The organism is Rhizobium sp. KDH_Rht_773_N (assembly GCF_052946295.1).
This window is the reverse complement of record NZ_CM129525.1, coordinates 3,196,065-3,222,017: the sequence shown is the minus strand read 5'-3', so window position 1 is coordinate 3,222,017 and position 25,953 is coordinate 3,196,065. Positions and strand designations below refer to the sequence as shown.

Sequence of the window (25,953 nt, the reverse complement as noted above, 5' to 3'; positions counted from 1 at the left end):
ATTTTTGAGCAGCCGTTCGCTGCCGTTTGTTGCTGATCCGCACTGTGCTGCCCCGCCAGCGGTTGGCTATTGACGGTCACAGCGCCATCTTCGTTCAAAACGATAGCCCGTTCCAACCCGCCGTCTAAACGGCTGGTCTTGGCAAAACCCTTGATGCGGGATGAAAAAAGCCGGCCCGAAGCCGGCTTTCACTGCAGCTTGCAATCCCGGGTGTTTATTGTGGCTGAGCCTGCCCCTGATCCGGTTCTGCGGCATCCGGCCCCTTGATCTGTTGGCCGTTGATCGCCACGGACCCGTCGCCGGCAACGCTGATATCCCAACGCGAGCGGCCATCCGGATCGGTCTTGGCAAAGCCCTTGGCCATCATCATGCCGAAGGAGACCTGCTGGAGGTTCGGATCGCTCTTGGCGAGTTCCTGGATGGCGGCGATCGACTTGTCGAGATCGCGCGCCAGGACCGAAGCTTGGAGCGAATAGTCCTTCTGCGTATCGACGCGCCCCTGCAGCCTGCCGGTGACGTCGATATCGTAGACATCCGAGACCGCGGTAAACTTCGGCAAGTCGACGACGAGAATGCCGTCATGGAAAAGCTTTTCGGCCGCCTGCTTGCCGCTTTCCTCCGAATTGCTGCCGGCCGAGAAATCGATCTTCATGAACTCGTCGCTGAAAGCGGCAAAATCCATGTCGGGCACGGCGATCTGCATATCGATGCTCTTCGGCAGGAAGGCGTGGTAGCTCGCCGGCACGACAGGGCTATCGAGCGTCACCTCTGCGGCGTTCATGCCGAAGGCAAACCGGACGGTGTCGCTCGGCCCGGCGATCGAGAAATTATAGCCGAAGGCCTTAGCGCCGCCATTACCCGCGGCAGTACCGACCGTCAGGTTGTTGGCGGTGATCGATTCATTGAGCGAGGAAAATAGCGGGAAGGATGCCTTGAGCACCGATTTCAGCTTTTCGCCATCCTCCTTGCTCAGTTCCTTCTCGTCCATATGCTCCAGGATGAAGAATACGATATCGCGGATTTCCTTCGCCGGCAGGCTGGCGACATCGGCGTTGACGTCTATCGAATCCGCCTTGATGTTGACCGGTGGCATCGACGGGTTGGTGACCGTCTCCGACAGCGCGGAAAGCGAGCCATTGGTCTTGAAATCGAGACGACCGTTGCCACTGGCGCTGTCGGTCGAATCGAGCCGATAGTCCATGCCCGCAAACGTCACGTCGACCTGGTCCATATCGGACTTTGACGTGAGACGGATGTCGGTGGCCTTGAAATTGCCGGAGCGTAAATAAGCGATCGCAGGATCGAAAACGCCGTCATAGACCATCGAGGCTATCGAATAGGTAAAATCCGTGGCCTTGTCATCCGGTCCCTTCAAGCTGCCGGAAATATTGAAGCTGTTATTGCTTTCGAGGTTCCACAGACCGCTGTCGAGCGGCGTGGCAAAAACCGACCATGGGGTCAGGCCGTTCACCACGACCTTGGTCGTGTCGATCTTGCTGAGCAGCTTGGCAAAATCATATATGATCTCGTAGCGGCTACCTGCCGGGTTGACGGTTACGAAACCGCTCTTTGCAAGTTCGTCAGGCAACACGTTCGTCAGGTCGTCGCGAAGCTTGTTCGCCCCATCCTGATTGATCTCCGCCCCCTGCGCTGCCCCGAACAGCGATAGGGCGACAAGGCTCGTCGTCGTGACAAGTTTGAGACGCATCCGTACTCTCCTCAGCCGCTTTTGATGCGGCCATAGGAAGATCGGATAGCTTCCGGTGTCAAGCCGCAGTGTTGAGCGCAGCCGCCTGTTTTTCCATTCGTGCCGGACGGCCGAAGTAGTAGCCCTGGGCCTCGTCGCAGCCTTCGGATGTCAGCAGCTCGAGCTGGCTCAGCGTTTCCACGCCTTCTGCCAGCACGGGGATCGACAGGCCGCGCCCCAGCGCCAGGATCGACCGGATGACCGCCTTTGCTTGCTGGCTGGTCTCGACTTCGTTCATGAAGCTGCGATCGAGCTTGATCTTGTCGAAGGGGAACGAGCGAAGGGTTTCGAGCGACGAATAGCCGGTGCCGAAATCGTCGATGGCGATCGCAACGCCCTGCTGCTTGAGCGCACGCATGGCAACCAGCGCCTTGCTCTTGTCGACGATGATCGACGACTCCGTGATCTCCAGTTCGAGCCGCGATGCCGGCAGGCCGGTTTCCTCAAGGACCGAGCGCACCAGCTCGGCGATATTTGCATGGGCGATCTGGATGGGCGAAATATTGACGGCGATCTTGACGTCGTCCTTCCAGCTGACCGCCTCCCTGCACGCCTCGCGAAGCACCCATTCTCCGATCGGGACGATCGCGCCGCATTCCTCGGCGATCGGAATGAAATCGGCGGGCGGTATGTTTCCGCGTTCGGGATGGTTCCACCTGAGCAGCACTTCGTAGCCGGTCGTCTTGCCGGTCGCGACCGATTTCTGCACCTGATAGTGAAGGTACATCTGGTCGCGTTCGATCGCCGCCCAAAGGTCGCGCGCCAGCCTTCTCCTGTCGCGCGATACTTCGTCCATGGACTCGTCGTAGAAGCAGACATTGTGCCCGACCTCGTGTTTTGCGCGGTACATGGCCAGATCGGCATTTGCGAGCAGGGTTTCGGCATCTTCGCCGGCATCGGGGTAAAGCGCGACGCCGACGCTGGCACCTGGGACGATGTGGTGCTCCTCGAATTCCATCTTTTCCGTAAGCGCGGCCTCCAGCCGGGCAACGAAATCGTCAAGCTCTGCCCGGTCGCCGAAGCGCTTGATGGCCGCGAACTCATCGCCGCCGAGCCGGGCGACGAGCTCCTCGTCGCGCAGGATGCCGTTCAACCGCGCGGCCAATGTGCTCAACACGAAATCGCCGGCGACATGGCCCATCTGGTCGTTGATTTCCTTGAACTTATCGAGATCGATGCCGATCACCGCAACCTTGGCCGACAGCCTCTTGGCAATCGTCAGCTGATGCGAGAGATAGTCGTTGAAGGTGGGACGGTTCGGCAGGCCGGTCAAAGCATCGTGCTTGGCCATGAACGCGATCTTCTCTTCGCGCGCCAGCCGTTCGGTAATGTCTTCGAACGTCGTGACCCAGCCGCCATCGGCCAGAACGTTGAACGTCGCCAGAATTGACCGTCCGCCCGTCGTCTGATGCACCAGCGTCTTCTGGCCGGAGCGCATCGTCGCCATGTGCCTGCGATAATGGTCGGTCGCCCTCGCCTCTGCGGCCTCTCCGTCGCCGAAGGCGATCTGATAGCCGTTGCGAACGATCTCGTAATAGGCAAGACCCGGGCGAATGAAATTCTCGGGGAAGCCGAAGAGCTGGCTATACCGGGCGTTTGCCAGGATCAGCCGCTCGTTGCGGTCGAACATCGAAATGCCCTGGCTCATGTTCTCCAGTGCCAGATCGAGGTTCCTCGATACTTCCTTGATACGGTCGCCGTCGATCTTGGCTTGCGTAATATCGCGGGTAATCTTCACATAGCCGATGAGGCGACCATCGTCATACACGGGCTGGATGACGACATGCGCCCAGAACGAGGATCCGTCCTTGCGAAAGCGCATCCCCTCCGCCTCGTGCCGGCCGTTGGCGAGAGCGGCTTCGAGCGCGCGCTGCGGAAGGCCGTTGCGCTGGTCCTCCTCGGAGTAGAACCGGGCGAAATTCTGCCCGACGATATCGGCGGCGCTATAGCCCTTCGCGCGTTCTGCCCCCACGTTCCAGTTGGTGACGACCCCTGCGGGGTCAAGCATGTAGATGGCGTAGTCCGTCACGCCCTGCAGCAGCAGTTCGAACCTGGTCTCGCTTGCGCTCGCCTGCTTGGCGGCGCGAAAGGCAATGATGGATGCCGACATGCCCGAGGCAAGCATCGAAATCGACACGACGAGAATGGTCACGAGAAGCACCGACTTCGAAAGCGCCTGCGGTTCGATCGCCTCCGGCCCGCCCTCGACAATCGTCAGCGCCCCCATCGCGGTGAAATGCATCAGCACGATGCCGAGCGACAGCACCGACGCCGCAGCAAGAATGCTCCGGTTCGTTCCCTTCCAGTTCCGTGTGAGCGTATATCCCCAGATCGCCATGGCGACCGAGATGACCAGCGCAACGACGACGAGACGCTGATCCCAGACGATGGTTCCGGGAACCTGCAAGCCGGCCATGCCGATGAAATGCATGGCGGCAACGCCAACGCCGAAAGCCAGGCCCGCGGCAATATTGGACTGGGAAGGCGGAAGCGATACGGCGGCAAGGCCGGCCACGAAGGTGGAGGCAAAGGCCGCGCCGAGCGAAATCAGCGTCGGATCGCGACCATAACCGACGACAATGCCCGGATCGTAGGCAAGCATGGCGACGAAATGCGTCGACCAGATGCCGAAACCGCCTGCTGCCCCGGCCACGCAAAGCCAGATCCAGCGCGGCATGCCTTTTGACCTGCCGGCGCTTCTGAGGAACAGGATCGTTCCGAGATTGGATGCGAGGCAGAGGGCGCCAGCCAGAAGAACCAGTGTCCAGTCGTGTTGGTATGTCAGGCAGTATACGATCGCAAACATGAGAAAACCCGTTCTTTTCAGGCCCGACATCGGTCTGGCCGCGTTAAGGAACGGATAATCCGGGGCCTTTGCAGGTAAAGTGGAACCTTCTGTTCGACTCTGTGATTAACGGCCAACCAACGAAGGCTTATCAGCGGTTTTTGCAACCGGCCGCAAAATACCAGGGATTGTATCTTGCGGCCTTTCGGATGTAAGAGCGGCGAGGCGCCGCCGGGCCGATACCGCCAGGGGCATTGCTGATCCCGGCAGGCCCGTCACCGCTTGCGTTTGCGTGACACTTATATTATAGGCCACGCGTCCGCGTAGACACCCTTGGAGGCAACGCGGATGAGGATGGGCTTTGCCCGCCTCCGGTCCGCTGGCACAAGGCTTCAGGCCCGCTGCGGACTCTCCAAATAACCTCGAAAGGACTAGCCATGAGCCACGAAACGTACGAGCTCAAGGCCGAGGCGCGCGAACGGGTTGGTAAGGGGTCCGCCCGTGAACTCCGCCGCAACGGCTTTATTCCCGCTGTCATCTATGGTGACAAGCAGGCCCCCATTTCCATCGCTATCAACACCAATGAGGTGACGAAGCGCATTCATGCCGGTGGCTTCATGACCACCGTTGCGACCATCGACGTCGACGGCAAGAAGTACAAGGTTCTGCCGAAGGACTACCAGCTCGATCCGGTCCGCGACTTCACGATGCACGTCGATTTCCTGCGCGTATCCGGCAACACCCAGGTTACGGTTGAAATCCCGGTTCACTTCGTCAACGAAGAAAAGTCCCCGGGCCTCAAGGTCGGCGGCGTTCTGAACATCGTTCGTCACGAAGTCGAAGTTCACTGCCCGGCCGACGCGATCCCGGAATTCTTCACGGTTGATCTCTCCGGCCACAAGATCGGCGACAGCATTCACATTTCGGAAGTCACGCTGCCGAAGGGTGTCACGCCCGTCATCGCCGATCGCGACTTCACCATCGCCACGATCGTTGCTCCGGCTGCCGGCATCGACGAGACCGCTGCCGAAGGTGATGCGGAAGCCTGATCGCTTCTACCAATTTGTAAAGCATAAGCCCGTTTTCCGTGAGGAAGGCGGGCTTTTTCATTGCCGAAAAAGGCTCATTTCAGCAACATTTAACACATTCATGGAAGCATGCTCCGGCTGGTTGCGAAGTTCCCGCCCTGCTGCGTGACCGCAGAATATTCCGACCCCCGTGGAGCAAACGGAACCATGAATAATTCCGTTGAGAACAGATTTTTTGCGATTGTTTGCGGCGCGCTGCTTGTTTTTGTAGCTCCCCTTTTTGTTCTTTTTCTTTTCCTTTCCTCCGAACGGGCCGACAAGGAAATACGCGACCATATTTCCGTTCTTCTTGTCGCCAATGCCCAGGCGCTCGCCAAGCCGCTTTGGGATCTCGATGCCGACAGCGTCACCCAGATCAGCGCGACGGTCGTTTCGCAGGGCGCCATCGTCAAGGTGGAAGTCCGCGATCAGTCGGGCCAGCTCGACGTCAGCCAGTCGACCATTCCGCGCTCCTTCGACGGCAAGCTGGTTCAGGTTTCCCGCGCCATCATCTACAACACCGTCGACGGTCCGAAGAACCTCGGCAGCATTTCCGTCTTCTATCCGGCGCTCGGCCTGTTTTCCGGCCTGAAGCAGGAAGAGGTCGTCTTCATCTCCATCTTCATTTTCGCGGTGCTGGCCGTTTTTGCGACCGCGCTCATCGGCAACCGCATCTTCGTCATCCAGCCGCTGATGCGCCTGACGGCTGCGATCGAGGCGACCCGCCAGCTCGGCTCGCGCCACCATGTCGACTGGCAGTCGAACGACGAGATGGGCCGCCTCGCCCAGAGCTTCAACGAAATGCAGACGAAGCTCGAAAACGAGGAAACCGAGCTGAAGCTCGCCCATCGCCGCACCACCGACATCTACAACCTGACGCCCGCCATGCTTTTCTCGCTTGACGAGGAAGACCGCATCACGGCCGTCAGCGATTACTGGCTGCTGGCGACCGGTTATCACCGCGCAGCCGTCATCGGCCGGAACTTCTCCGATCTCGTCACCTCCTTCACCCGTGACAAGTTCGTCAAGCGCAAGAGCCAGCGCGAGAACGGCACCGGTGAGGTCACCGTCAAGTTCATCTGCATGGACGGCCGCATCATGGACGTCCTCATCATGGAGACGGCGCTCACGACGCAAGGACAGGAGGGCCAGTCGCTCTCCGTCATGACCGACGTGACGGAACTGAAGGCCTCCGAGGACCGCAACCATCGCCAGGCGATATCGGATCATCTGACCGGCCTGCTGAACCGCCAGGGTTTCGAAGCCGTGCTCGACAGCAAGATCGCGGCCGCCGATGCCGCCGACCAGGAACTCGCCTGCCTCTTCATCGATCTCGACCGCTTCAAGTGGATCAACGACAATATGGGCCACGCCGCGGGCGACGCCGCCCTCATCGAGCTCGTGGAGCGGCTGAAGACGCTGCTTGCGCCCTCCGACGAGGCGGCCCGCCTCGGCGGCGACGAATTTGCCATCCTGCTGCCGGCCAAGAATGCCGAGAAGCGCGCCCGCGCCATGTGCGACCAGATCGCTTCGATCTTCGAGACGCCCTTCGGCCCCGACATGCATCTCAGCGCCTCCGTCGGGATCGCCATCTATCCTCGCCACGCCGCGACCGCAGCCGAGCTGCTGCAGAAGTCCGACATGGCCATGTATGCCAAGAAGCGCGACGGCAAGAACGGTGCCCAGATTTTCGACAACAGCATGCTCGATCACGCCCGCCGTCGTGCCGAGATCGAAGCCAATATCGAAGCCGGTCTCGCCGACGACTGGTTCGAGGCCTATCTGCAGCCGATCGTCAACCTGAACGGCCGCGGCATTGCCGGTTTCGAGGCGCTGATGCGCCTCAACCATCCGCAGAAGGGCCTCATGCCGCCGGCCGAGATCATCAGCGTGGCCGAGGAGACCGCCAGGATCGTCCGCGTCGGCAATGTCATCATGGAAAAGGCGATCGCCAACCTGGCAAAGATCTCCCGCCTGCCCGGCATGCAGGACACCTATCTCGCCGTCAATTTCTCGCCGCTGCAGTTCGAGCCGGCGCTCGCCGCCCGCCTCGCCGCCATTCTCGGCCGTCACGGCATCCTGCCGGACCGGATCGTCGTGGAGATCACGGAAGCCGTGCTGATGCACGACAACCCGCAGATCCGCACGATCGTGACGGAACTGCGCCGCTTCGGCTGCCGCATCGCGCTTGACGATTTCGGCACCGGCTATTCCTCGCTGAGCTATCTCAACCGCTTCCCGGTCGATATCATCAAGATCGACCAGTCCTTCACCCGCGCCATCAACGATGCCGACGATGACGTGCGCCAGAAGAGCCGCATGCTGATCGAAGGCATCACCACGCTGTCGCACAAGATGAACTGCACCGTCATTGCCGAAGGCATCGAGACGGAGGAAGAGTGCGGAACGCTGCACCAGATGGGCCTCGACTACGGCCAGGGCTACCTGTTCCACCGTCCGCAGAATGCCGCCAGGCTGATCGAAGAATTGAGCAACTCACCGCCGAACGTGGCGCGCGCTTCATGAACTGACGAGATACGGGAGGTATCGCGATGAAAAGGCTGCTGCTTCTTGCACTTCTTGCCCTACCCTCTTTTGCCACGCCTGCCTCCGCCCAGACGATAACCTTCGTCACTGAGGAATACGCGCCTTTCAACTACCGCGACGGCAAGCTCATCAAAGGCGCGACCGTCGAGCAGGTCGAAAAGATCATGGCCGATATCGGCGTCGGTTACACGATCGACGTGATGCCCTGGGCGCGCGCCTTCAGCCTTGCCCGCTCCACGCCGATGACCTGCGTATTCGCAACCGCCCATAACGCGGCGCGCGACAGCCTGTTCAAATGGGTCGAGCCGCTTCTCGTCGACCGCAACATCCTGATCGCCCGCCAGGATTCGGACGTCTCCGCCGGCAATCTCGAAGAGGCGAAGAAATACGTCGTCGGCACGCAGCGCGACGACTATACCGAGGTGACGCTGAAGGAGAAGGGCTTCACCAAGCTCGACGTCGCCAGCGATTTCAACGCGACGCTGCGCAAGCTGCTCGGCGGCCGCATTGACATGATGCCGATTTCCGAACTCTATTTCGACAAGCTGAAGGCCGACCAGCCGCTGAAAATGGTGACTGTGCTCTCCTCCCAGCCGATGGGCATTGCCTGCGAAAAGAACTTCCCGGACGATCTTCTCGCCCGCATGCAGGCCTCGCTGGACAGGCTGATCGCCAGCGGCGAACAGAAGCAGATCTTCCTGAAATACGGGCTGCATCTGCTGAAATGATCGGGCGCCTGCCGTTCACGCCCGCCATTGCCCCTTGACTTTGACGGCGTTTCGCGGTGGTGAACGCCAACAGCTCTTGCAAGGAAGACAGGCCATGCTGATCATCGCGGGTCTCGGCAATCCCGGCGCGAAATATGCCGGCAACCGGCACAATATCGGCTTCATGGCGGTGGATGCCATCCATCGTCGCCACAGCTTTTCGCCCTGGTCGAAGAAGTTCAAGGCGGAGATATCGGAAGGTGAGCTGGCCGGTGAGAAGGTGCTGCTGATCAAGCCGCAGACCTTCATGAACCTGTCGGGCGAAGCGGTCGGCGAGGCCATGCGCTTCTACAAGCTGCAGCCTTCCGACCTCGTGGCGATCTACGACGAACTCGACCTGCCGGCCGGCAAGGCGCGGCTGAAGACGGGCGGCGGGCACGGCGGCCACAACGGCATCAAGTCGCTCGACGCCCATTGCGGCAGGGAATACCGCCGCCTGCGCCTTGGCATCGGCCATCCCGGCGTCAAGGATCTGGTGCACAACCATGTGCTCGGTGACTTCGCCAAGGCGGACCAGGCCTGGCTGGAGCCGCTGCTCGACACGCTCGCCGACAATGCCGAGATGCTGGTGCGCAACGAGGATTCCCAGCTGATGAACAAGATCGCGCTGGCGCTCGGCGGCAAGCCGGAAGAGGAAAAGCCGAAACCGGAAAAGAAGCCCGCGGCAAAGTCCCACATTCACCAGGCGCGCAACCATAGCCAGCAGAAACTTCCGGCAACCGGCCCCATGGCCGAAATGCTGAAGAAGATGTTCGGCAACAAGGGGGAGTGAGCGTGGCGGAAAGCGACGCCTTCGCCGTTCGGCCGGCAACCTCCGCCGACCTCGAGGGCCTGCTCGGCCTCTACCGGTATCTCAACTCTACCGACCCGGTCCTCGCAGCCGAGGTGGCGCAGGAACGCTTCTCGGCCGTTCTGGCCCAGCCCGGCATGACGGTTTTCATCGGCTTTGCCGGCAAGGCGGCAGCCGCGACCGTGACGCTGGTCGTCGTCCCCAACCTGACGCGCAACGGCGCCTCCTATGCGCTCATTGAAAATGTCGTCACCCATGGCCAACACCGCCGGCAGGGTTATGCCGGCAAGCTCATCGGCCATGCGATCGAGCAAGCCTGGAAGGCCGGCTGCTACAAGGTCATGCTGCTGACGGGCTCGAAGGACCCGGCCACGCATCGCTTCTATGAGAGTTGCGGTTTCCTGCAGGACAAGACCGGCTATCAGATCCGCCGGCCTGCCTAGAACCCGTGGCCGACCCTATTCCTCGGGCTCGGTGGTGAACATCAGCGGAAAGCCCATCTCCTTGGCAAGGTCGATGGCCTCCTTGGCCTTTGTCTCCGCGATATCCTTGGTGCAGACCACGACCACGCAGGAGCCGAGCTTGTGGGCCGTCATCATCACGCGGTAGCCGGCATCCTCGCTCATGCGGAAGACAGCCTTCAGCACGACGATGACGAATTCGCGCGGCGTGTAGTCGTCGTTGACGAGAATGACCTTGTAAAGCTTCGGCCTGTCCAGCTTGGGCTTCGTTCTGGTCTTGGGTTTTAAGGCAATGTCGTTGTCAACCATCGGAAATCCGCCCGTTGATGACATGGGAAGGGGTTTGGATCTGACTAAGCTTTTTCGATTGCAGAATTTCGACACCCGGTATCAGGCAAATCCCGCCACGGCAAGAATAGTGCCACGCGGCTGCGACGGCAAGGGAGCGGCGAGAAAAGCGCTCCAAGACTTGACCGCTCCCCTCCTTTATCCCATAGCCACGGCCAAGGAATTCTAAACAGCAGGTTTCAGCCATGGGCTTCAAATGCGGTATCGTCGGTCTGCCGAATGTGGGCAAATCGACCCTCTTCAATGCGCTCACCAAGACGGCGGCGGCACAGGCGGCGAACTATCCCTTCTGCACGATCGAACCGAACACCGGCGAAGTGGCCGTTCCCGACGCGCGCATGCAGACGCTTGCCAATGTCGCCAAGTCGAAGGAAATCATTCCGACCCGCATCAACTTCGTCGACATTGCCGGCCTCGTGCGCGGCGCCTCGAAGGGTGAAGGTCTCGGCAACCAGTTTCTCGCCAATATCCGCGAAGTCGATGCCATCGTGCATGTGCTGCGCTGCTTCGAAGACGGCGACATTACCCATGTCGAAGGCCGCATCGACCCGGTCGCCGACGCCGATACGATCGAGACCGAGCTGATGCTCGCCGACCTCGACAGCCTGGAACGCCGCACCGAGCAGACCCGCAAGCGCGCCACCGGCAAGGACAAGGAATCCATGGCCATGCTGCCGGTCATGGAAGCCTCGCTGAAACTGCTGCAGGACGGCAAGCCCGTCCGCACGCTGCTGTCCAGGCTCGATGCCGAAGAGACCCGCATCCTCAAGGGCCTGAACCTCTTGACCTCGCATCCGGTCCTCTACGTCTGCAACGTCGCGGAAAGCGATGCCGCAACCGGCAACAAATACACCGAAGCCGTCGCCGCCATGGCGAGAGAACAGGGTGCGGAAACCGTCACCATCTCGGCTGCGATCGAGGCCGAGGTCGCCCAGCTTCCGGACGAGGAAGCCAAGGAATTCCTTTCGGCCCTCGGCCTCGACGAAGCCGGTCTCGACCGCCTGATCCGCGCCGGCTACAAGCTGCTGAACCTCATCACCTATTTCACGGTCGGGCCGAAGGAAACGCGTGCCTGGACGATCGAGCGCGGCACCAAGGCGCCGCAGGCGGCCGGTGTGATCCACTCGGATTTCGAACGCGGTTTCATCCGCGCCAATACCATCGCCTATGACGATTATATCCAGTTCGGCGGCGAAGTCGGCGCCAAGGAGGCCGGCAAGGCGCGCGACGAAGGCAAGGAATATGTCGTCCAGGACGGCGACGTCATCCACTTCCGCTTCAACACCTGACGCACAAGCATGCCGCGCAAAAACGTGCAGCGGTTTTGCGATGACGACATGCGCCAGACAAAAACGAAGGCTGCCGCTCAACCGGGCGGCAGCCGCTCCACCATGCCCGAGGGCAAGGCGCGCAGCACGATGCGCCGGAGCGGCATCCAGCCCGTACCGATGACAAGCACGATCACGCCGACGACAACAAGCGTCCCGAATATGTAGGTGTCGACGGTCGCGCTCCCCTGCCGGAAGATTCCGTAGATCGCCAGTCCCAGCGTCAGCAGGCCCGACGTCACGAAAGCGCGCCGGTCGATAACCAGGCCGATCAGCATCAGGAGCGCGACGATGGCAACGACGACAGGCGTCTTGAACGAGTTTGCATCCATGATATCCAGCCAGCCGCCGTCGAGCGAAAGCAAGGCCCGGATGCTGTAAAGCAGGGCCGGTGCCGCCACGAGATGGAGCCAGAAGGCGACATCCGATCGCGTCGTGCGGCGGAACCTGTCGCTGAGATCGAAGCCGAGCGCGGCGGCGAACAGGCCGACAGCGCAGGCAAACAGGATGACCGACACGAGCGTCGGGTGGTTGAGAATAAAGGCATCGTCGCCGCTCGCCCATTGCAGCAGGCGGAAGACGAGCGCAAGCACAAGGGCGAGGCCGGAGAAGATCGCGAGCGCAAGCGCAAGCGGTACACGGTAGCGCAGATAGAAAAGCCCCATGATGACGGGGAAGGAGACGATGAACGTATCGATGCCGTCACCGGTCAGCCACAGATCGGCATTGGACGGAAAGACCGACAGCATCATCCGGAAGGTCCAGGCAAAGGCCGCCAGCGTCAGCACCACGGCCGGCAGGGCCAGGCGCTGACGTTTCACGAGGATTTCCGCCAGAACCAGGATCGCCGGCAGAACCGCATAAAGCGAGGCGAGCCCCCAGAGGCCGGCAAGCGCAATCAGGATGCCGATGGTAATCAGCACGTCGTGGAAGCCGCGCACGAAGCGCGGCGTCTCCGTATCCGACCAGGCGGCATCGGCGAGCGCGCCGGCACGCACCTCGACGATCACGCCCCGCGCTTCCAGGAACGGCACGAGCCGCGCCCCGGCCTCCGCGGTAATCAGCCCCTCGCGCGCCGCCTCGTCCAGTATCGATCTCAATTCAGCCATGCCACCGCCCCCATGCAATTGCCCTATGGAATCATTGAGCCCGCGCGGATGCTATTGTAAGCAGAGAACCCTGCCTATGATGGGAGATGGCGATGCCTGCAGAAAAGCTCGCTTATGAAGATTTCCAGCCCGGCCGGCGCTTCCCGCTCGGCCCGAAGGCGGTGACGGCACCCGAAATCATCGAATTTGCCAGGGAATTCGACCCGCAGCCCATGCATCTGGACGAAGAAGCCGGGCGCGCCAGCATCCTCGGCGGACTTGCCGCCTCCGGTTGGCACACGTCGGCGATGTTCATGCGCATGATGGCCGACAGCTACGTGCTCAACTCCCTCTGCGAGGGCGCTCCCGGCGTCGATTTCATGGAGTGGCGCAAGCCCGTGCTCGCCGGCGACACGCTGTCGGGCCATTCGACCGTGCTGGAGGCGCGCGCGATGCGCTCGCGGCCCGGCCTCGGCATCGTCAAATTCCGCCATGAGGTGGAAAACCAGCGCGGCGAACTGGTCTGCCTGACGGAAAATTCCGTGATCTTCGGGATGCGCAATAGCCCGGAGGCCGGCGCATGAGAATGACCGAACTTTACGAGACAGGCGACAGGACCGAGATCGGCTCCTACCTCTTCACCGAGGAAAGGATCCTCCGCTTCGCCCGCAAATACGATCCGCAGCGCTTCCATACCGACAAGGATGCGGCCAGGAACACCATGTTCGGCGCGCTCTGCGCCTCCGGCTGGCACACGACGGCCGCCTGGATGCAATGTTTCCTCAGATACTGGATGGCGGAGATTGGCCGGCTGAAGAGCGAGGGGCTGGAGCCGCCGAACCTCGGCCCCTCACCCGGTTTCCAGAAGCTGCAATGGCTGAAGCCGGTCTTTGTCGATGAGACGGTCAGCTATTCCGTGACCTTTCTCTCCGGCCGGCCGCTTGCATCGCGGCCGGGCTGGCATCTCAACACCATCCACTGCGAAGGCGTCAATCAGGACGCTATTGCGGTCATCCGCTTCGAAAGCACGGTGCTGGAATTCGAATAGCCGGCGCTGCGGCGATGCCGCCGCACTTGCCCCGAACGACGATCGTCAGTGGCCGGAAAATTCCACCAGCGTGTGCACATCGACGCCAAGATCCTCCAGCTTCCTGCGGCCGCCGAGATCCGGCAGGTCGATGACGAAGCAGGCGCCGACCACTTCCGCGCCGATCTGGCGCAGAAGCTGCGTTGCGCCGACAGCCGTACCGCCCGTGGCGATCAGATCGTCGACGAGGATCACCTTCTCGCCCGGCTGGACGGCATCGCGGTGCATCTCCATCTCGTCCACGCCATATTCCAGGCTATAGGCTATGCGCACCGTGTCATGCGGCAGTTTGCCCTTCTTGCGGATCGGCACAAAGCCCGACGAAAGCTGATGCGCAACCGCGCCACCGAGGATGAAGCCCCGCGCCTCCATGCCGGCAATCTTGTCGATCTTCAGGCCGGCATAGGGCTGCACGAGCTCGTCCACCGCGCGGCGGAAGGCGCGCGGATTGCCGAGCAGCGTCGTGATGTCGCGAAAGATGATGCCGGGCTTGGGGTAATCCGGAATGGAGCGGATGCTGGCCGCAAGCTCCGAAAGCGTATTGTTCATCGAAAATCCGTATCTGCGAGGGGCATGAAACCCCGGCACACTATCAATTGCGCCGGATCAAACCAAATAAAAAAGGCGGCCGTGAAGCCGCCTTTCCGAAGCAATGAAAGATCGCTTAGTGGTCGATCCGCGAATAGACCGAGCGCTTGGTCAGGTAGATCAGCACGGTGAAGATCAGCAGGAAGACCATAACCATGAAGCCGGTGCGCTTGCGCTCTTCCAGATGCGGCTCGGAAGCCCACATCAGGAACGAGGAAACGTCCTTGGCATACTGATCGACCGTCTGCGGCGAACCGTCGTCATAGGTGACCTGGTCGTCGGAGAGCGGCTTCGGCATAGCGAAGGCAGCGGCGGCGTGGAAATACGGGTTATAGTGCGCGCCAGCCGGAACCTGGAAGCCGGCCGGCGGCTCCTCATAGCCGGTCAGCAGCGAGTAGATATAGTCCGGGCCGCTTTCCTGGTACTGGGTGAAAATGTCGAAGACGAACTGCGGGAAACCGCGCTCGACTTCGCGTGCCTTGGCAAGCAGCGACATGTCCGGCGGCGCCGCACCGTTGTTGGCAGCAGCTGCCGCTTCCGCATTCGGATAAGGCGACGGGAAGTGGTCGGACGGAACCGCCTTGCGGGTGAACATTTCGCCGTTGGCGTCCGGGCCGTCCTGGACTTCGTAATTGGCGGCGAAAGCCTTGACCTGCGCGTCCGAATAGCCGAGCTCGCCCAGCATGCGGAAGGGCACGAGGCTCATCGAGTGGCAGGCGGAACAGACTTCCGTATAGACCTTCAGGCCGCGCTGCAGCTGACCCTTGTCATAGTGGCCGAACGGGCCGGCAAAGGTCCAGTCGATCTCCTTGGGCTCCTTCAGCGGGTAGTGCGGGGTGGCGCTTTCCTCGTGATGGGCGGCCGGAGCCGCCGCCTCCTGAGCAAGAGCCATGCCGCCAAGGCCAGCCGCGACAGCGAGCGAGAGAATGCTTGCAACAAGCTTTTTCATATTTCTATCCTTCCCGTCCGCTTGCTCAGGCCTTGGCCGCCGCAGCGGTCTTGGCCGCTGCCGTCTTGTTGCGCTTTTCGAGCACCGCTTCGGTGATCGAATTCGGGATACGGCGCGGTGTTTCCACCAGACCGAGAACCGGCATCGCAACCAGGAAGAAGGCAAAGTAGAGAAGCGTGCAGAACTGCGAGATCATGACGTAGACACCTTCGGCAGGCTGCGAACCGAGCCAGCCGAGGATGATCGCGTTGATCACGAACAGCCAGTAGAACAGCTTGAACCACGGACGGTAGACCGCGGAGCGGACCTTCGACGTATCAAGCCAGGGCAGGAAGAACAGCACGATGATGGCGCCGAACATGACCAGAACGCCGCCGAGTTTGGAGTCGATCGGGCCGACATTGAAGGTGATCGAGCGCAGCATCGCGTAGAACGGCAGGAAGTACCATTCCGGAACGATATGGGCCGGGGTCTTCAGCGGATCGGCCGGAATGTAGTTGTCGGCATGGCCGAGATAGTTCGGCAGGTAGAAGACGAAATAGGCATAGACGATCAGGAAGACCGAGACGCCGAGCGCATCCTTGAGCGTTGCGTAAGGCGTGAAACGAACCGTATCCGTCTTGGTCTTCACCTCGACGCCGGTCGGGTTCGTCTGGCCGGTGACGTGCAGAGCCCAGATATGCAGCACGACGACGCCGGCAATCATGAAGGGCAGCAGGTAATGCAGCGAGAAGAAGCGGTTGAGCGTCGGCTGGTCGACAGCGAAGCCGCCGAGCAGGAACTGCTGAACCCATTCGCCGACCAGCGGGAAGGCCGAGAAGAAGCCGGTGATGACGGTCGCACCCCAGAAGGACATCTGGCCCCAGGGCAGAACGTAGCCCATGAAGCCGGTTGCCATCATCAGCAGGTAGATGACGACGCCGAGGATCCAGAGGATTTCGCGCGGCGCCTTGTAGGAGCCGTAGTAAAGGCCACGGGCGATATGCAGGTAGACGGCGACGAAGAAGAAGGAAGCGCCGTTGGCATGCAGGTAGCGCAACAGCCAGCCATGGTTGACGTCGCGCATGATCTTTTCAACGGAGTTGAAGGCGATCGTGGTGTCGGCGGCATAGTGCATGGCGAGCGTAACACCCGTCAGGATCTGCACGATCAGCATGACCGCGAGCATGGCACCGAACGTATAGGCGTAGTTCAGGTTCCGCGGAACCGGGTAGGCGACGAAGCTGTCATAGACCATGCGCGGCAGCGGAAGGCGCGCATCGACCCACTTTTCCAGGCCGGTTGATGGTTCGTAGCTGGAATGGCCACTCATAAATCAGTCTCCCCTCAACCGATCTTGATCTTGGTGTCGGACACGAATGAAAAGGTCGGGATCGCCAGGTTCTGCGGCGCCGGACCTTTGCGGATGCGGCCGGCCGTGTCGTAGACCGAGCCATGGCAGGGACAGAACCAACCATTGTACTCGCCTGCCTGACCGAGCGGGACGCAGCCGAGATGGGTGCAGGTACCGATCATGACGATCCAGTTTTCCTTGCCCTGACCGCCCGAACGGTCGGCGCCCGTTGCCGGGGCGTCGGCAGGAAGGTTTGCGTTGCGCGCGATCGGATCCTTGAGTTCCGACAGCTGAACGTCGGCTGCGGCCTGCACTTCTTCGGGCGTGCGGTTGCGGATGAAGATCGGCTTGCCGCGCCACTTGACGGTCAGCGACATGCCGGGCTCGAGGCTCGCCACATCGACCTCGATGGAAGCCAGCGCCAGCGTCGACGCGTCCGGACGCATCTGATCGATGAACGGCCAGGCAACCGCAACGGCCCCGACCGCACCAGCCATGCCGGTGGTGAGATAAAGAAAATCACGGCGAGTGGGCTCTGAGGCCTCGCTTGTCGTTACGTGTTCGCTCACGGCTTAACCATCCTCTGCGCAATTGTCGCGGAATTCCGCCCTGCCCCTCCAGAGGCGGCGAATCTATCAGAACATATTTCGGCCATAGATTCCCCACCAATCCGGCGCGTTCTATGCTTGATCGCAAATTATGTCCAGCCTTGACAAGGGGATGGGGGCACAATGTCGCGGGAAATTTCAGTGAATTTTTTAAGGCAATCACTGACTTGCAAGTTGGTTGCGTTGCAACAAAGAAGGGGTCGTGTTAGGCGCTGCTGAGTTTGCCATACGAATCTGGATTTGCGCCGATGAGGCATACCGTTTTCTGCGTATTGAGCGTCCTCATCACCATCGTCCTGGCCCTCGTTTCGCTCCGTTACGTCACCGGTTTCTGGCTGCTGTCCTTCGTCTACAGCTTCCAGATCCATCTGAGCCTCATCTGCGCCGCCGGTGCGGTCGTCGCCCTGTTTTTCAAGCGGCACTGGTATGGCTTCCTGATGCTGGCCGTGGCGACCTTCCTGAATATCCACGGCGTCATCATGCTGCGCGAATTCGTCGGCAGGACGCCGCAGCAGGATGCCCCCCGGCTTTTCCGCCTCATGTCCTTCAACGTCGAGATCGACAACTGGATCAACAACGAAAAGATCGCCGATGCCGTGCTGGCATCGGGTGCCGACGTCGTCGATCTCATGGAGGCCGTGCCGATCTTCCCGCAGCTGCCGCGGCTGCAGCAGATCTATCCCTATCGCATCGGCTGCGACACGATCGAGGTCTGCGATACGCTGATCCTGTCGAAACGTCCGTTCGCTCACTATGAAATTCAGGATCTCGGCAATCTCTGGAAGCGGCGGCTCGTGTCGGCATCGATCGATTTCGACGGAACGCCGGTCGATTTCTTGTTCACGCACCTCACCAAGCCCTATTTCGACGATTTTCAGAACGAAGAGCTGGTCGATCTGAAAACCGCCATGCAGAGCCATACGGGCGCGCTGGTCGTTGCCGGGGATTTCAATTCCTCGATCCTGGCGCCGACGATCCAGGAACTGTTGCGCGGCACCGGGCTCACCACGGCCTTTCCCGAACCGACGACCTGGCCGGTCGTCGCCGGGCCGTTCGGCATTAGCATCGACCACATTTTTGCAAGGCCGCCGCTGCTCATCCGCTCCACGAGCCGGCTGGAGGACAGTTTCGGCTCGAACCACTACGGCCTAATCAGCGATTTCGTTCGCGAATACTGAGCGCGTTTGCTCGTCCCCGGATGCCAGGAAGCCGCCGGACTGGCGTGCCCAGAGTTCGGCATAGAGCCCGCCCTGCCTCAGAAGCGCATCATGCGTGCCTTCCTCGATAATCCTGCCGCGATCGACCACGACAAGCCTGTCGAGTGCGGCGATCGTCGAAAGCCGGTGGGCGATTGCCAGCACCGTCTTGCCTTCCATCACGCGGTTGAGGTTCGACTGGATCGCCTCTTCCACTTCCGAATCGAGCGCCGACGTCGCCTCGTCGAGAACGAGGATCGGCGCGTCCTTGAGCATGACGCGCGCAATGGCGATGCGCTGGCGCTGCCCGCCTGAAAGCTTGACGCCGCGTTCGCCGACATGCGCGTCGAAACCCGTCCGCCCCTGCTGGTCCCGCAGCCGCTCGATGAAGTCGAGCGCCTCGGCGCGTCTGGCGGCTTCGAAAAGACGCTCCTCGCCGGCATCGGGCCGGCCGAACAGAATATTGTCGCGCACGGACCGGTGCAGCAGCGAGGTATCCTGGCTGACCATGCCGATCTGCATGCGCAGCGATTCCTGCGTCACACCGGCAATATCCTGCCCGTCGATGAGGATGCGCCCGCCTTCGAGATCGTAGAGACGCAGAAGAATATTCACGAGCGTCGACTTGCCCGCACCCGAGCGGCCGATGATGCCGACCTTTTCGCCGGGGCGGATCGTCAGCGAGAAATTGTCGATGACCGCATTCTCCTTGCCGTAGTGGAAGGAAACGTTCTCGAAGCGGATCCCCGGCTGCTTGATGACGAGTTCCCCGGCATCGGGACGGTTGACGAGATGCAGCGGCTGGGAAATCAGCTCGGCCGCATTCTGGATGGTGCCGAGATTGCGCATGATGCCGTTGAACTGCGTCATCAGTCGGCCGAGCAGGAAGTTCAGCCTCAGAACCAGCGTCAGCGAAAAGGCAACCCCGCCCGAACTGATCAGCCCGCGCAGCCACAGATCGACGCTGATGCCGGCCATGGTGACGATCATCAGGCCCGACAGCAGCGCCATGGACGCGCGCACCCCGGTGATGAAGCGGGTAAACTGCAGCACCGTGTCCTGATAGGCGTTGAAGCCGTCGAGCATGTAGCGGTCGCTCTCCTCGTCGCGCGCGAAGAGCTTCAGCGTCTGGATATTGCTGTAGGCATCGACGATACGGCCGTTGAGCAGCGAGGCGGCTTCCGCGGTCTCGCGCGAATGGAAGCGAATGCGCGGCACGAAATAGCGGGCAAGCACGCTGAAAGCCGCCAGCCAGAACAGAACCACCGCCGCCAGCGAGAAATCGAGCTGCCCGACCAGAACCAGCGTCGTGACGGCATAGATGCCGACGAACCACACGCTTTCCATCAGCGACGTGACAAGATCGCCCGTCGCCTGCCCCGCCGACCAGACCTTGGTGACGATGCGGCCGGAAAAATCGCTCTGGAAGAAGGCAAGCGACTGGCGCGACACATGCAGATAGGACTGCCAGCGCGCCAGGTTGTAGAAACCCGGCGTGATGACCTGCTGGTCGATCAGCGCGATCAGGAAGGCGACGACGAAACGAACGATGCCGATCAGCGCCAGCATGCCGAAAAGCTCGCCGCCGTGGGCGGCCAGAAGCGTGCTCCAGCCGGCGCCGGGCTTGATCGTGCTGAGAATGTCGACGAGCCGCCCGACGAACCAGAAGAGCGCGGCCTCGATCGCCGCCGACATGCCGCCGAGCACCAGCATGGCGAGGAACGGCCATCTGGCCTGGCCGATATAGAACCAGATGAATCCGAACGTATTGCGCGGCGGCTGAAGATTGTCGCGGGCGCGGAAAGGATCTATCCAGGTTTCGAACAGGCGAAGGATCGGAGTGAGCAGCATCACCGCGATATAGGCCCGTTCAGAATTGCGGCAAAGAGAATATAGGCCAGCCGCAACCTTATATTTTCGTAATGAACGGTAATATCGGCGTCATCTGCATTGATACGGGTGGAAGCGGCCACAATCTCATGCCATGATCGCGTCTTACCGGAGACCGCAGATATGGAAACGAAAACGCTCAATGCGCATCTTCCGCTTCCCCTTGCGGAAAAGCTCGATGCCCTGGCGGACGCGCTGGACGTGCCGCGCGACAGCATCGTGACGGAAGCAATCGCAAGCTGGATCGAACGGGAAGAGCGCCAGCGCATCTTCACGCTGCAATCGCTCGCGTCGAATTCGATCATCGTGGTGGAGCATCATCGCGTCATCGACTGGGCCGACAGCCTCTGCGCCGATCGGGTGCGCACGATCTGAACGGCAGATCATCTTTTCAACCGGCTGAAAGACAGGCCCTTCCCACTTATGCGGGAAGGGCTGTTTCTTACTCGGCTGCGACTTCCGCCTCTTCCTCGTGGTCGGCGAGGAAGCCACCGGACTGGCGGTTCCACAGGTCGGCATAGATGCCGCCGTGGCTCACCAGCTCGCCATGCGTGCCGCTTTCGATGATGCGGCCCTTGTCGAGCACGATCAGCCGGTCCATCTCCGTCAGCGTCGACAGGCGGTGGGCGATCGCGATGACGGTCTTGCCTTCCATCAGCGCGAAGAGGTTTTCCTGGATCGCCGCCTCCACTTCGGAATCGAGCGCCGAGGTTGCCTCGTCGAGGACCAGGATCGGCGCGTCCTTCAGGAAGACGCGGGCGATGGCGATGCGCTGGCGCTGGCCGCCGGAAAGCTTCACGCCGCGCTCGCCCACCTGTGCGTCGAGCCCCTTGCGGCCCTGCATGTCGACAAGCCCTTCGATGAACTCCCAGGCATTTGCCCGCCTTGCCGCCTCGATCACGTCCTCATCGCTCGCCTCCGGACGCCCATAGGCGATATTGTCGCGGATCGAGCGATGCAGGAGCGACGTATCCTGCGTCACAACGCCGATCAGCGCACGAAGGCTGTCCTGCGACACTTCGGCAATATCCTGCCCGTCGATGGTGATGCGCCCCGCCTCCAGATCGTAGAAACGCAGAAGCAGGTTCATCAGCGTCGTCTTGCCGGCACCCGAGCGGCCGACGAGGCCGACCTTCTCGCCCGCCCTGATATCGAGCGACAGGTTGTCGATGACGCCCTTGCCCTTGCCGTAGTGGAAGCCGATGCGTTCGTAGTGGATCGCACCTTTCTTCGCTGTGAGCTGCGGCGCACCCGGCTTGTCGACGATATCGTGCTGCTTCGACATCATCTCCATGCCGTCATAGACGGTGCCGATGTTCTCGAAGAGGGCCGAGACCTCCCACATGATCCACTGCGACATGCCGTTGACGCGCATGGCAAGGCCGATGGCGATGGAAATCGCGCCGACCGAGATCGTGCCGTTCAGCCAGAGCCAGATCGACAGGCTGGAGATGATGAACAGCGAGACGCAATTGTTCATGTAGACGCTCATATGGAACAGCGTCACCTTGCGCATCTGCTGGTGCACCGTATCCAGGAAGCCGTCCATGCTCTCCTTGGCATAGATCTCTTCGCGCCCCGCATGGGAAAACAGCTTCACGGTGGCAATGTTCGTGTAACTGTCCACCACGCGGCCCGTCATCAGCGAGCGCGCATCCGCCTGCTGTGCCGCGATCTTGCGAAGCCGCGGCACGAAATAGGCGACGATGCCGATATAGACGCCGAGCCACGCGAGGATCGGCAGCATCAGCCGCCAGTCGGCGGCCGCGATGATGACGATCATCGACAGGAAATAGGTCACGACATAGACGAAAACGTCGAGGATCTTCATGACCGTTTCGCGCACCGCAAGCGATGTCTGCATGACCTTGGTGGCAACGCGTCCGGCAAACTCGTTGGCGAAGAAGGACATGCTGTGGCGCAGCAGGAAGCGGTGCATCTGCCAGCGCGCGATCATCGGATAATTGCCGAGCATCATCTGGTGCATGATGAGCGAATCGAGACCGGCGACGAGCGGCAGGCCGATCAGCACCAGGGCACCCATCCAGATGAGCTTGTGACCCTCGTTCTGCAGGAAGGTCGCGCGGTCGGCATTCGTCAGCCAGTCGACGATATCGCCGAGAAACTGAAAAAGCGCCACTTCGCCGACGGCGATCAGGGCCGTCAGAAAGGCCATGAGCGCAAGCCATCCCGCGGCAGGCTTGGTGTAGTGCCAGCAGAAGGCAAAAAGACCCTTCGGGGGAGCAACCGGCTCCGCGCTCGGAAAGGGGTTAAGTCGCTGTTCGAACCAGCCAAACATGAAAATCGCTCCGGAACTTCCGCATCCCGGCCCCGGCTTCGCACCCGCAAGGGCGCATGCAAGCTCATATGGGAACCGGAGGCTCAAGGGGCGAGGCCGTGGCGGCCGCGCAATGAATCAAATGGGCAATGGGGAAAAGAAAAGCGCCTTATACGCGCCAGGTCGCCAAGCGTGGCATCACGGGCGGGAGGCGCATCAGCACAAATGTATCCATGTCGGCGCTCCCTGTTGGCGATTGAAGACATGCACCGATAACGCGAAAATGCCTAAATTTCCAGCCCCGCCTTACGGGAAAATGATGCTTGAACGGTCAAAAAGCGCCTTGTTGCTTCAAAATCACAGTTCGGATAGGCCATTTTCCCATCACGGCAACGGACAACTTCCCATGGCAGACCTCAGACTGGCGCTCTACCAGCCCGATATTCCGGGCAATACCGGCACGATCCTGCGGCTTGCCGCCTGCCTGGGTTTTGCGGTCGATATCATCGAGCCCGCCGGCTTCGACATTTCCGACCGGAACCTGAAGCGCGCGGGCATGGACTATCTGGCCGCAGCAGCCCTCACCCGCCACGTCAATTGGGACCGTTTCGAGGAATGGCGCGCGGGGACCGGCCGCCGCCTGGTCCTCGCCACCACGAAAGCAGCGCAGCGCTACACGGATTTCGCCTTCCGTCCCGACGATATCCTGCTCTTCGGCCGCGAAAGCGCCGGCGCGCCCGACCACGTGCATGAACGCGCCGACGGCCGCATCCTGATTCCCATGGTGGAAGGCCAGCGCTCGATCAACCTTGCCGTCTCCGCCGCGATGATAACGGGCGAAGCCATGCGCCAGACCGCCTGGTCGTGAACCGGCGCCGATGCCGATCCCTGGCGGCCCATATGTCGCAAACCGCGCTTTGAATCGACGCAAAAGCGCCTATATTAATTAGCCAGGCAATCAATAAACCTGCGTAAGCAGCGAGATTCCAATGATTTGCTCGACTGCGGAAACGCGGGGGGCGAGAAGACCTTCTCAAGAAGAAGAACAAGACCGGGGCCATGGAATCCACGATCGTCATGATCAATCTCTTCGGCGCGATTGCGCTTCTGCTCTTCGGCCTGGCCCAGGTCAAGGACGGCGTCACACGCGCCTTCGGCGCGCGCCTGCGGACCGGACTTGCGACAGGCACGGCAACCGGGCCTCGATCCATCCTGTCGGGTTTTCTCGCCACCGTCGCCCTGCAGAGTTCGACGGCGACGGCCCTGATGACAGCCTCTTTCGTGGAGCGCGATCTCATCAAGCCGCGCATGGCGCAGATCGTGCTGCTCGGCGCAAATGTCGGAACCGCCGTCACCGCCTGGATCGTCGCGACCGGCATCGAATGGCTGTCGCCGCTGCTCATCCTCGGCGGCATCGTGCTTTATCGCGGAAAATCGACCACGCGCCATGGCGGCGGCGCCGCCCTGATCGGCATCGGCCTGATGCTGCTCTCCCTGCATCTGCTCAGCAACGCGACGGAACCCATGCGCACGTCGCCGGCGCTGGCTGCGTTCATCGGCCTGCTCAGCGATGCCTGGCCCGTCGCCCTGGCCTTCTCTGCGGCACTCGCCTTCGTTTCGTCGTCGAGCCTTGCCGTCGTCGTCCTGATCCTGTCGCTTGCCTCGACCGGCATCGTATCGCCGGAACTGATCATCGTTCTCGTGCTCGGCGCCAATCTCGGCGGCGCGATCCCGCCGGTCGTGGCCACGCTCTCCGGTCCGGCTTCGGCAAAGCGGGTGACGCTCGGCAATCTCATCATCCGCGCCGCCGGCTGCCTGGTCGCGCTGCCCCTCGCCGGCTATGCGGCGCCGCTGCTCGAAATGCTGCCCTTCGGCCCGGCCAAGCTGCCGGTCGATGCGCACCTGATCTTCAACCTCCTTCTTGCTGCCGTAGCCTGGCCCTTTTCGCGGATGTTGGCCGCCCTGACCGCCCGCCTCGTGCCCGATGACGCGCAGCCGGACCAGAGTCCCAAATTTCTCGACATGCACGAACTGTCGACCCCTGTCGTGGCCCTTGCCAGCGCAACGCGCGAGGTGCTCGGCGTCGGCGATCTGATCGAACGCATGCTGCTGCGCGCCTCGGACGCCTTCGAACACAACGACATGTCCAAGCTCGCCGAAATCCCCGCGCTCGAAAAGCGGGTCGATCTGCTGCAGCAGGAGGTCAAGATCTATCTCTCCAAGCTCGGCCGCAGCGGTCTCAGCGACGAGAACGCGCGCCGTTCCATCGTCATCATCGACTACGCCATCAATCTCGAGCATATCGGCGACATCATCGAAAAGGGCCTGCTGGAACAGGTCGGCAAGAAGGTCTCGCTCGGCCTGAAATTTTCCGAGGACGGCTACAGGGAATTGCGCCGGCTGTTTGACCTGACGATCGACAACCTGCGCGTGGCCCAGACGATCTTCGTCACCCGCGACTTCAACCTCGCCAGACAGATGATGGAAGTGAAGGTCGAAGTGCGCCGCATGGAAAAGCAGTCGGCCGAGCGGCATCTGGAGCGCCTGCGCGACGGGCGCGCCGACAGCCTGCAGACGAGTTCGCTCCATCTCGACATGCTGCGCGACCTGAAGCGCATCAACGCGCACATCGTTTCGGTCGCGCATCCGATCATGGACGAAAGCGGCCTGCTGATCGAAAGCCGCCTGCGCAAGGCGGCGGAATAGGCTCAGTCGGCGGACGGCAGGCGGCGCATGGTGAATTCGATCTGGTCGCCTTCCAGCTGGCGCCAGCTTTCCACCTCGGTCCAATAGGCGGCGTTCGGATATTCGTCGAACCATTCGCGCGCCTTGGCGCGGGCCTCGATAAGTCCCATCCGGTACGTTTCGCGGACGAAATGATCCCTCTCCCGGGCGGACGCTTCTGCCCGATGCCTTGCGATCCTGCGCTTCAAGCCTTCGAAGGGCGGAGGCCCCGGAATTTTTGCCATAAAACCTACCTCTGAACGAAAAGGTAGTATCGAAATTCCCCCTTTGCGAGTCGAATCTTGCAGGTGCTTGCCTCTGCTGGCGGGCAAGTGCTGCACCTGCTAAACCAGAAGCGCAATCAGGAAAGAG

Annotated in this window: 23 protein-coding genes; 12 read left to right on the top strand and 11 right to left on the bottom strand. The window is 61.3% G+C overall.

What is annotated here, in order from left to right:
• Window positions 1–214 precede the first annotated feature (214 nt).
• Both ACU8HS_RS15880 and ACU8HS_RS15875 read right to left on the bottom strand, forming a co-directional pair.
• Window positions 215–1,708: a hypothetical protein gene (locus ACU8HS_RS15880; protein WP_447014683.1), complete on the bottom strand. Its 1,494-nt coding sequence runs from the start codon at window positions 1,706–1,708 to the stop codon at window positions 215–217.
• A 58-nt stretch (window positions 1,709–1,766) separates the two neighbouring features.
• Window positions 1,767–4,553 carry a bifunctional diguanylate cyclase/phosphodiesterase gene (locus ACU8HS_RS15875; RefSeq protein WP_447014682.1) on the bottom strand — a complete coding sequence of 929 codons (2,787 nt, stop codon included), beginning with the start codon at window positions 4,551–4,553 and terminating at the stop codon, window positions 1,767–1,769.
• 416 nt (window positions 4,554–4,969) lie between these two features.
• Between ACU8HS_RS15875 and ACU8HS_RS15870 the strand changes: the two genes are divergently transcribed.
• The 5 genes from ACU8HS_RS15870 (at window position 4,970) to ACU8HS_RS15850 (ending at window position 10,146) form a co-directional block, all read left to right on the top strand.
• Window positions 4,970–5,581 carry a 50S ribosomal protein L25/general stress protein Ctc gene (locus tag ACU8HS_RS15870; RefSeq protein WP_447014681.1) on the top strand — a complete coding sequence of 204 codons (612 nt, stop codon included), beginning with the start codon at window positions 4,970–4,972 and terminating at the stop codon, window positions 5,579–5,581.
• 186 nt (window positions 5,582–5,767) lie between these two features.
• The gene (locus ACU8HS_RS15865; RefSeq protein ID WP_447014680.1) at window positions 5,768–8,125 is read left to right on the top strand and encodes an EAL domain-containing protein; all 2,358 of its coding nucleotides are present in this window, start codon (window positions 5,768–5,770) and stop codon (window positions 8,123–8,125) included.
• Window positions 8,126–8,151: 26 nt separating this feature from the next.
• Window positions 8,152–8,874, top strand: a complete 723-nt coding sequence (locus ACU8HS_RS15860; RefSeq protein ID WP_447014679.1) for a substrate-binding periplasmic protein — start codon at window positions 8,152–8,154, stop codon at window positions 8,872–8,874.
• Window positions 8,875–8,968: 94 nt separating this feature from the next.
• Entirely contained in the window at window positions 8,969–9,685 is a 717-nt protein-coding gene (pth, locus tag ACU8HS_RS15855; RefSeq protein WP_112572531.1) for an aminoacyl-tRNA hydrolase, read from the top strand.
• Between the two features lie 2 nt (window positions 9,686–9,687).
• Entirely contained in the window at window positions 9,688–10,146 is a 459-nt protein-coding gene (locus tag ACU8HS_RS15850) for an N-acetyltransferase family protein (RefSeq protein ID WP_447014678.1), read from the top strand.
• Between the two features lie 15 nt (window positions 10,147–10,161).
• Here the strand turns inward: ACU8HS_RS15850 and clpS are convergent, their stop codons facing one another.
• Complete coding sequence (gene clpS / locus ACU8HS_RS15845) at window positions 10,162–10,473, bottom strand: ATP-dependent Clp protease adapter ClpS (protein ID WP_112757023.1); 312 nt, start codon at window positions 10,471–10,473, stop codon at window positions 10,162–10,164.
• 224 nt (window positions 10,474–10,697) lie between these two features.
• Here clpS and ychF point away from each other — a divergent pair, with 224 nt between their 5' ends.
• A complete protein-coding gene (gene ychF / locus ACU8HS_RS15840) occupies window positions 10,698–11,801 on the top strand; it encodes a redox-regulated ATPase YchF (RefSeq protein ID WP_112759138.1) in 1,104 nt (367 codons plus the stop codon).
• Window positions 11,802–11,878: 77 nt separating this feature from the next.
• On the opposite strand, the gene ACU8HS_RS15835 is transcribed toward ychF, so the two are convergent.
• Window positions 11,879–12,949, bottom strand: a complete 1,071-nt coding sequence (locus ACU8HS_RS15835; protein WP_447014677.1) for a hypothetical protein — start codon at window positions 12,947–12,949, stop codon at window positions 11,879–11,881.
• Between the two features lie 92 nt (window positions 12,950–13,041).
• On the opposite strand from ACU8HS_RS15835, the gene ACU8HS_RS15830 reads away from it, so the two are divergent.
• Window positions 13,042–13,512, top strand: coding sequence for a MaoC family dehydratase (locus ACU8HS_RS15830; protein WP_112572519.1), 471 nt, complete (start codon window positions 13,042–13,044; stop codon window positions 13,510–13,512).
• Entirely contained in the window at window positions 13,509–13,976 is a 468-nt protein-coding gene (locus tag ACU8HS_RS15825) for a MaoC/PaaZ C-terminal domain-containing protein (RefSeq protein WP_112572517.1), read from the top strand. The genes ACU8HS_RS15830 and ACU8HS_RS15825 overlap by 4 nt, the downstream gene beginning before the upstream one ends.
• 45 nt (window positions 13,977–14,021) lie before the next feature.
• Here ACU8HS_RS15825 and ACU8HS_RS15820 read toward each other — a convergent pair whose 3' ends face one another.
• From ACU8HS_RS15820 to petA, 4 genes are all read right to left on the bottom strand, one after another.
• Window positions 14,022–14,564: an adenine phosphoribosyltransferase gene (locus ACU8HS_RS15820; protein WP_112572515.1), complete on the bottom strand. Its 543-nt coding sequence runs from the start codon at window positions 14,562–14,564 to the stop codon at window positions 14,022–14,024.
• A 115-nt stretch (window positions 14,565–14,679) separates the two neighbouring features.
• A complete protein-coding gene (locus ACU8HS_RS15815) occupies window positions 14,680–15,552 on the bottom strand; it encodes a cytochrome c1 (RefSeq protein ID WP_112572513.1) in 873 nt (290 codons plus the stop codon).
• Window positions 15,553–15,577: 25 nt separating this feature from the next.
• The gene (locus ACU8HS_RS15810) at window positions 15,578–16,864 is read right to left on the bottom strand and encodes a cytochrome b (protein WP_112572511.1); all 1,287 of its coding nucleotides are present in this window, start codon (window positions 16,862–16,864) and stop codon (window positions 15,578–15,580) included.
• A gap of 14 nt (window positions 16,865–16,878) precedes the next feature.
• Complete coding sequence (gene petA, locus ACU8HS_RS15805) at window positions 16,879–17,454, bottom strand: ubiquinol-cytochrome c reductase iron-sulfur subunit (protein ID WP_112572509.1); 576 nt, start codon at window positions 17,452–17,454, stop codon at window positions 16,879–16,881.
• Between the two features lie 287 nt (window positions 17,455–17,741).
• On the opposite strand from petA, the gene ACU8HS_RS15800 reads away from it, so the two are divergent.
• Window positions 17,742–18,671 (top strand): endonuclease/exonuclease/phosphatase family protein, encoded by a 930-nt coding sequence (locus ACU8HS_RS15800; RefSeq protein WP_112572507.1) that lies wholly within the window; start codon window positions 17,742–17,744, stop codon window positions 18,669–18,671.
• On the opposite strand, the gene ACU8HS_RS15795 is transcribed toward ACU8HS_RS15800, so the two are convergent.
• Window positions 18,642–20,540 (bottom strand): ABC transporter ATP-binding protein, encoded by a 1,899-nt coding sequence (locus ACU8HS_RS15795; protein ID WP_447015912.1) that lies wholly within the window; start codon window positions 20,538–20,540, stop codon window positions 18,642–18,644. The genes ACU8HS_RS15800 and ACU8HS_RS15795 overlap by 30 nt on opposite strands.
• 162 nt (window positions 20,541–20,702) lie before the next feature.
• Here ACU8HS_RS15795 and ACU8HS_RS15790 point away from each other — a divergent pair, with 162 nt between their 5' ends.
• A complete protein-coding gene (locus ACU8HS_RS15790) occupies window positions 20,703–20,954 on the top strand; it encodes a CopG family ribbon-helix-helix protein (RefSeq protein ID WP_112563230.1) in 252 nt (83 codons plus the stop codon).
• A 67-nt stretch (window positions 20,955–21,021) separates the two neighbouring features.
• Here ACU8HS_RS15790 and ACU8HS_RS15785 read toward each other — a convergent pair whose 3' ends face one another.
• Window positions 21,022–22,878 carry an ABC transporter ATP-binding protein gene (locus tag ACU8HS_RS15785; RefSeq protein ID WP_112563232.1) on the bottom strand — a complete coding sequence of 619 codons (1,857 nt, stop codon included), beginning with the start codon at window positions 22,876–22,878 and terminating at the stop codon, window positions 21,022–21,024.
• Window positions 22,879–23,263: 385 nt separating this feature from the next.
• Between ACU8HS_RS15785 and ACU8HS_RS15780 the strand changes: the two genes are divergently transcribed.
• Together ACU8HS_RS15780 and ACU8HS_RS15775 are read left to right on the top strand one after the other, a co-directional pair.
• Window positions 23,264–23,725: a tRNA (cytidine(34)-2'-O)-methyltransferase gene (locus ACU8HS_RS15780; protein WP_377311536.1), complete on the top strand. Its 462-nt coding sequence runs from the start codon at window positions 23,264–23,266 to the stop codon at window positions 23,723–23,725.
• A 191-nt stretch (window positions 23,726–23,916) separates the two neighbouring features.
• On the top strand, window positions 23,917–25,563 hold the full coding sequence (locus ACU8HS_RS15775) for a Na/Pi cotransporter family protein (protein ID WP_447014676.1): 1,647 nt from the start codon (window positions 23,917–23,919) through the stop codon (window positions 25,561–25,563).
• A 2-nt stretch (window positions 25,564–25,565) separates the two neighbouring features.
• Here the strand turns inward: ACU8HS_RS15775 and ACU8HS_RS15770 are convergent, their stop codons facing one another.
• On the bottom strand, window positions 25,566–25,826 hold the full coding sequence (locus tag ACU8HS_RS15770; RefSeq protein ID WP_447014675.1) for a hypothetical protein: 261 nt from the start codon (window positions 25,824–25,826) through the stop codon (window positions 25,566–25,568).
• Window positions 25,827–25,953: the final 127 nt, after the last annotated feature.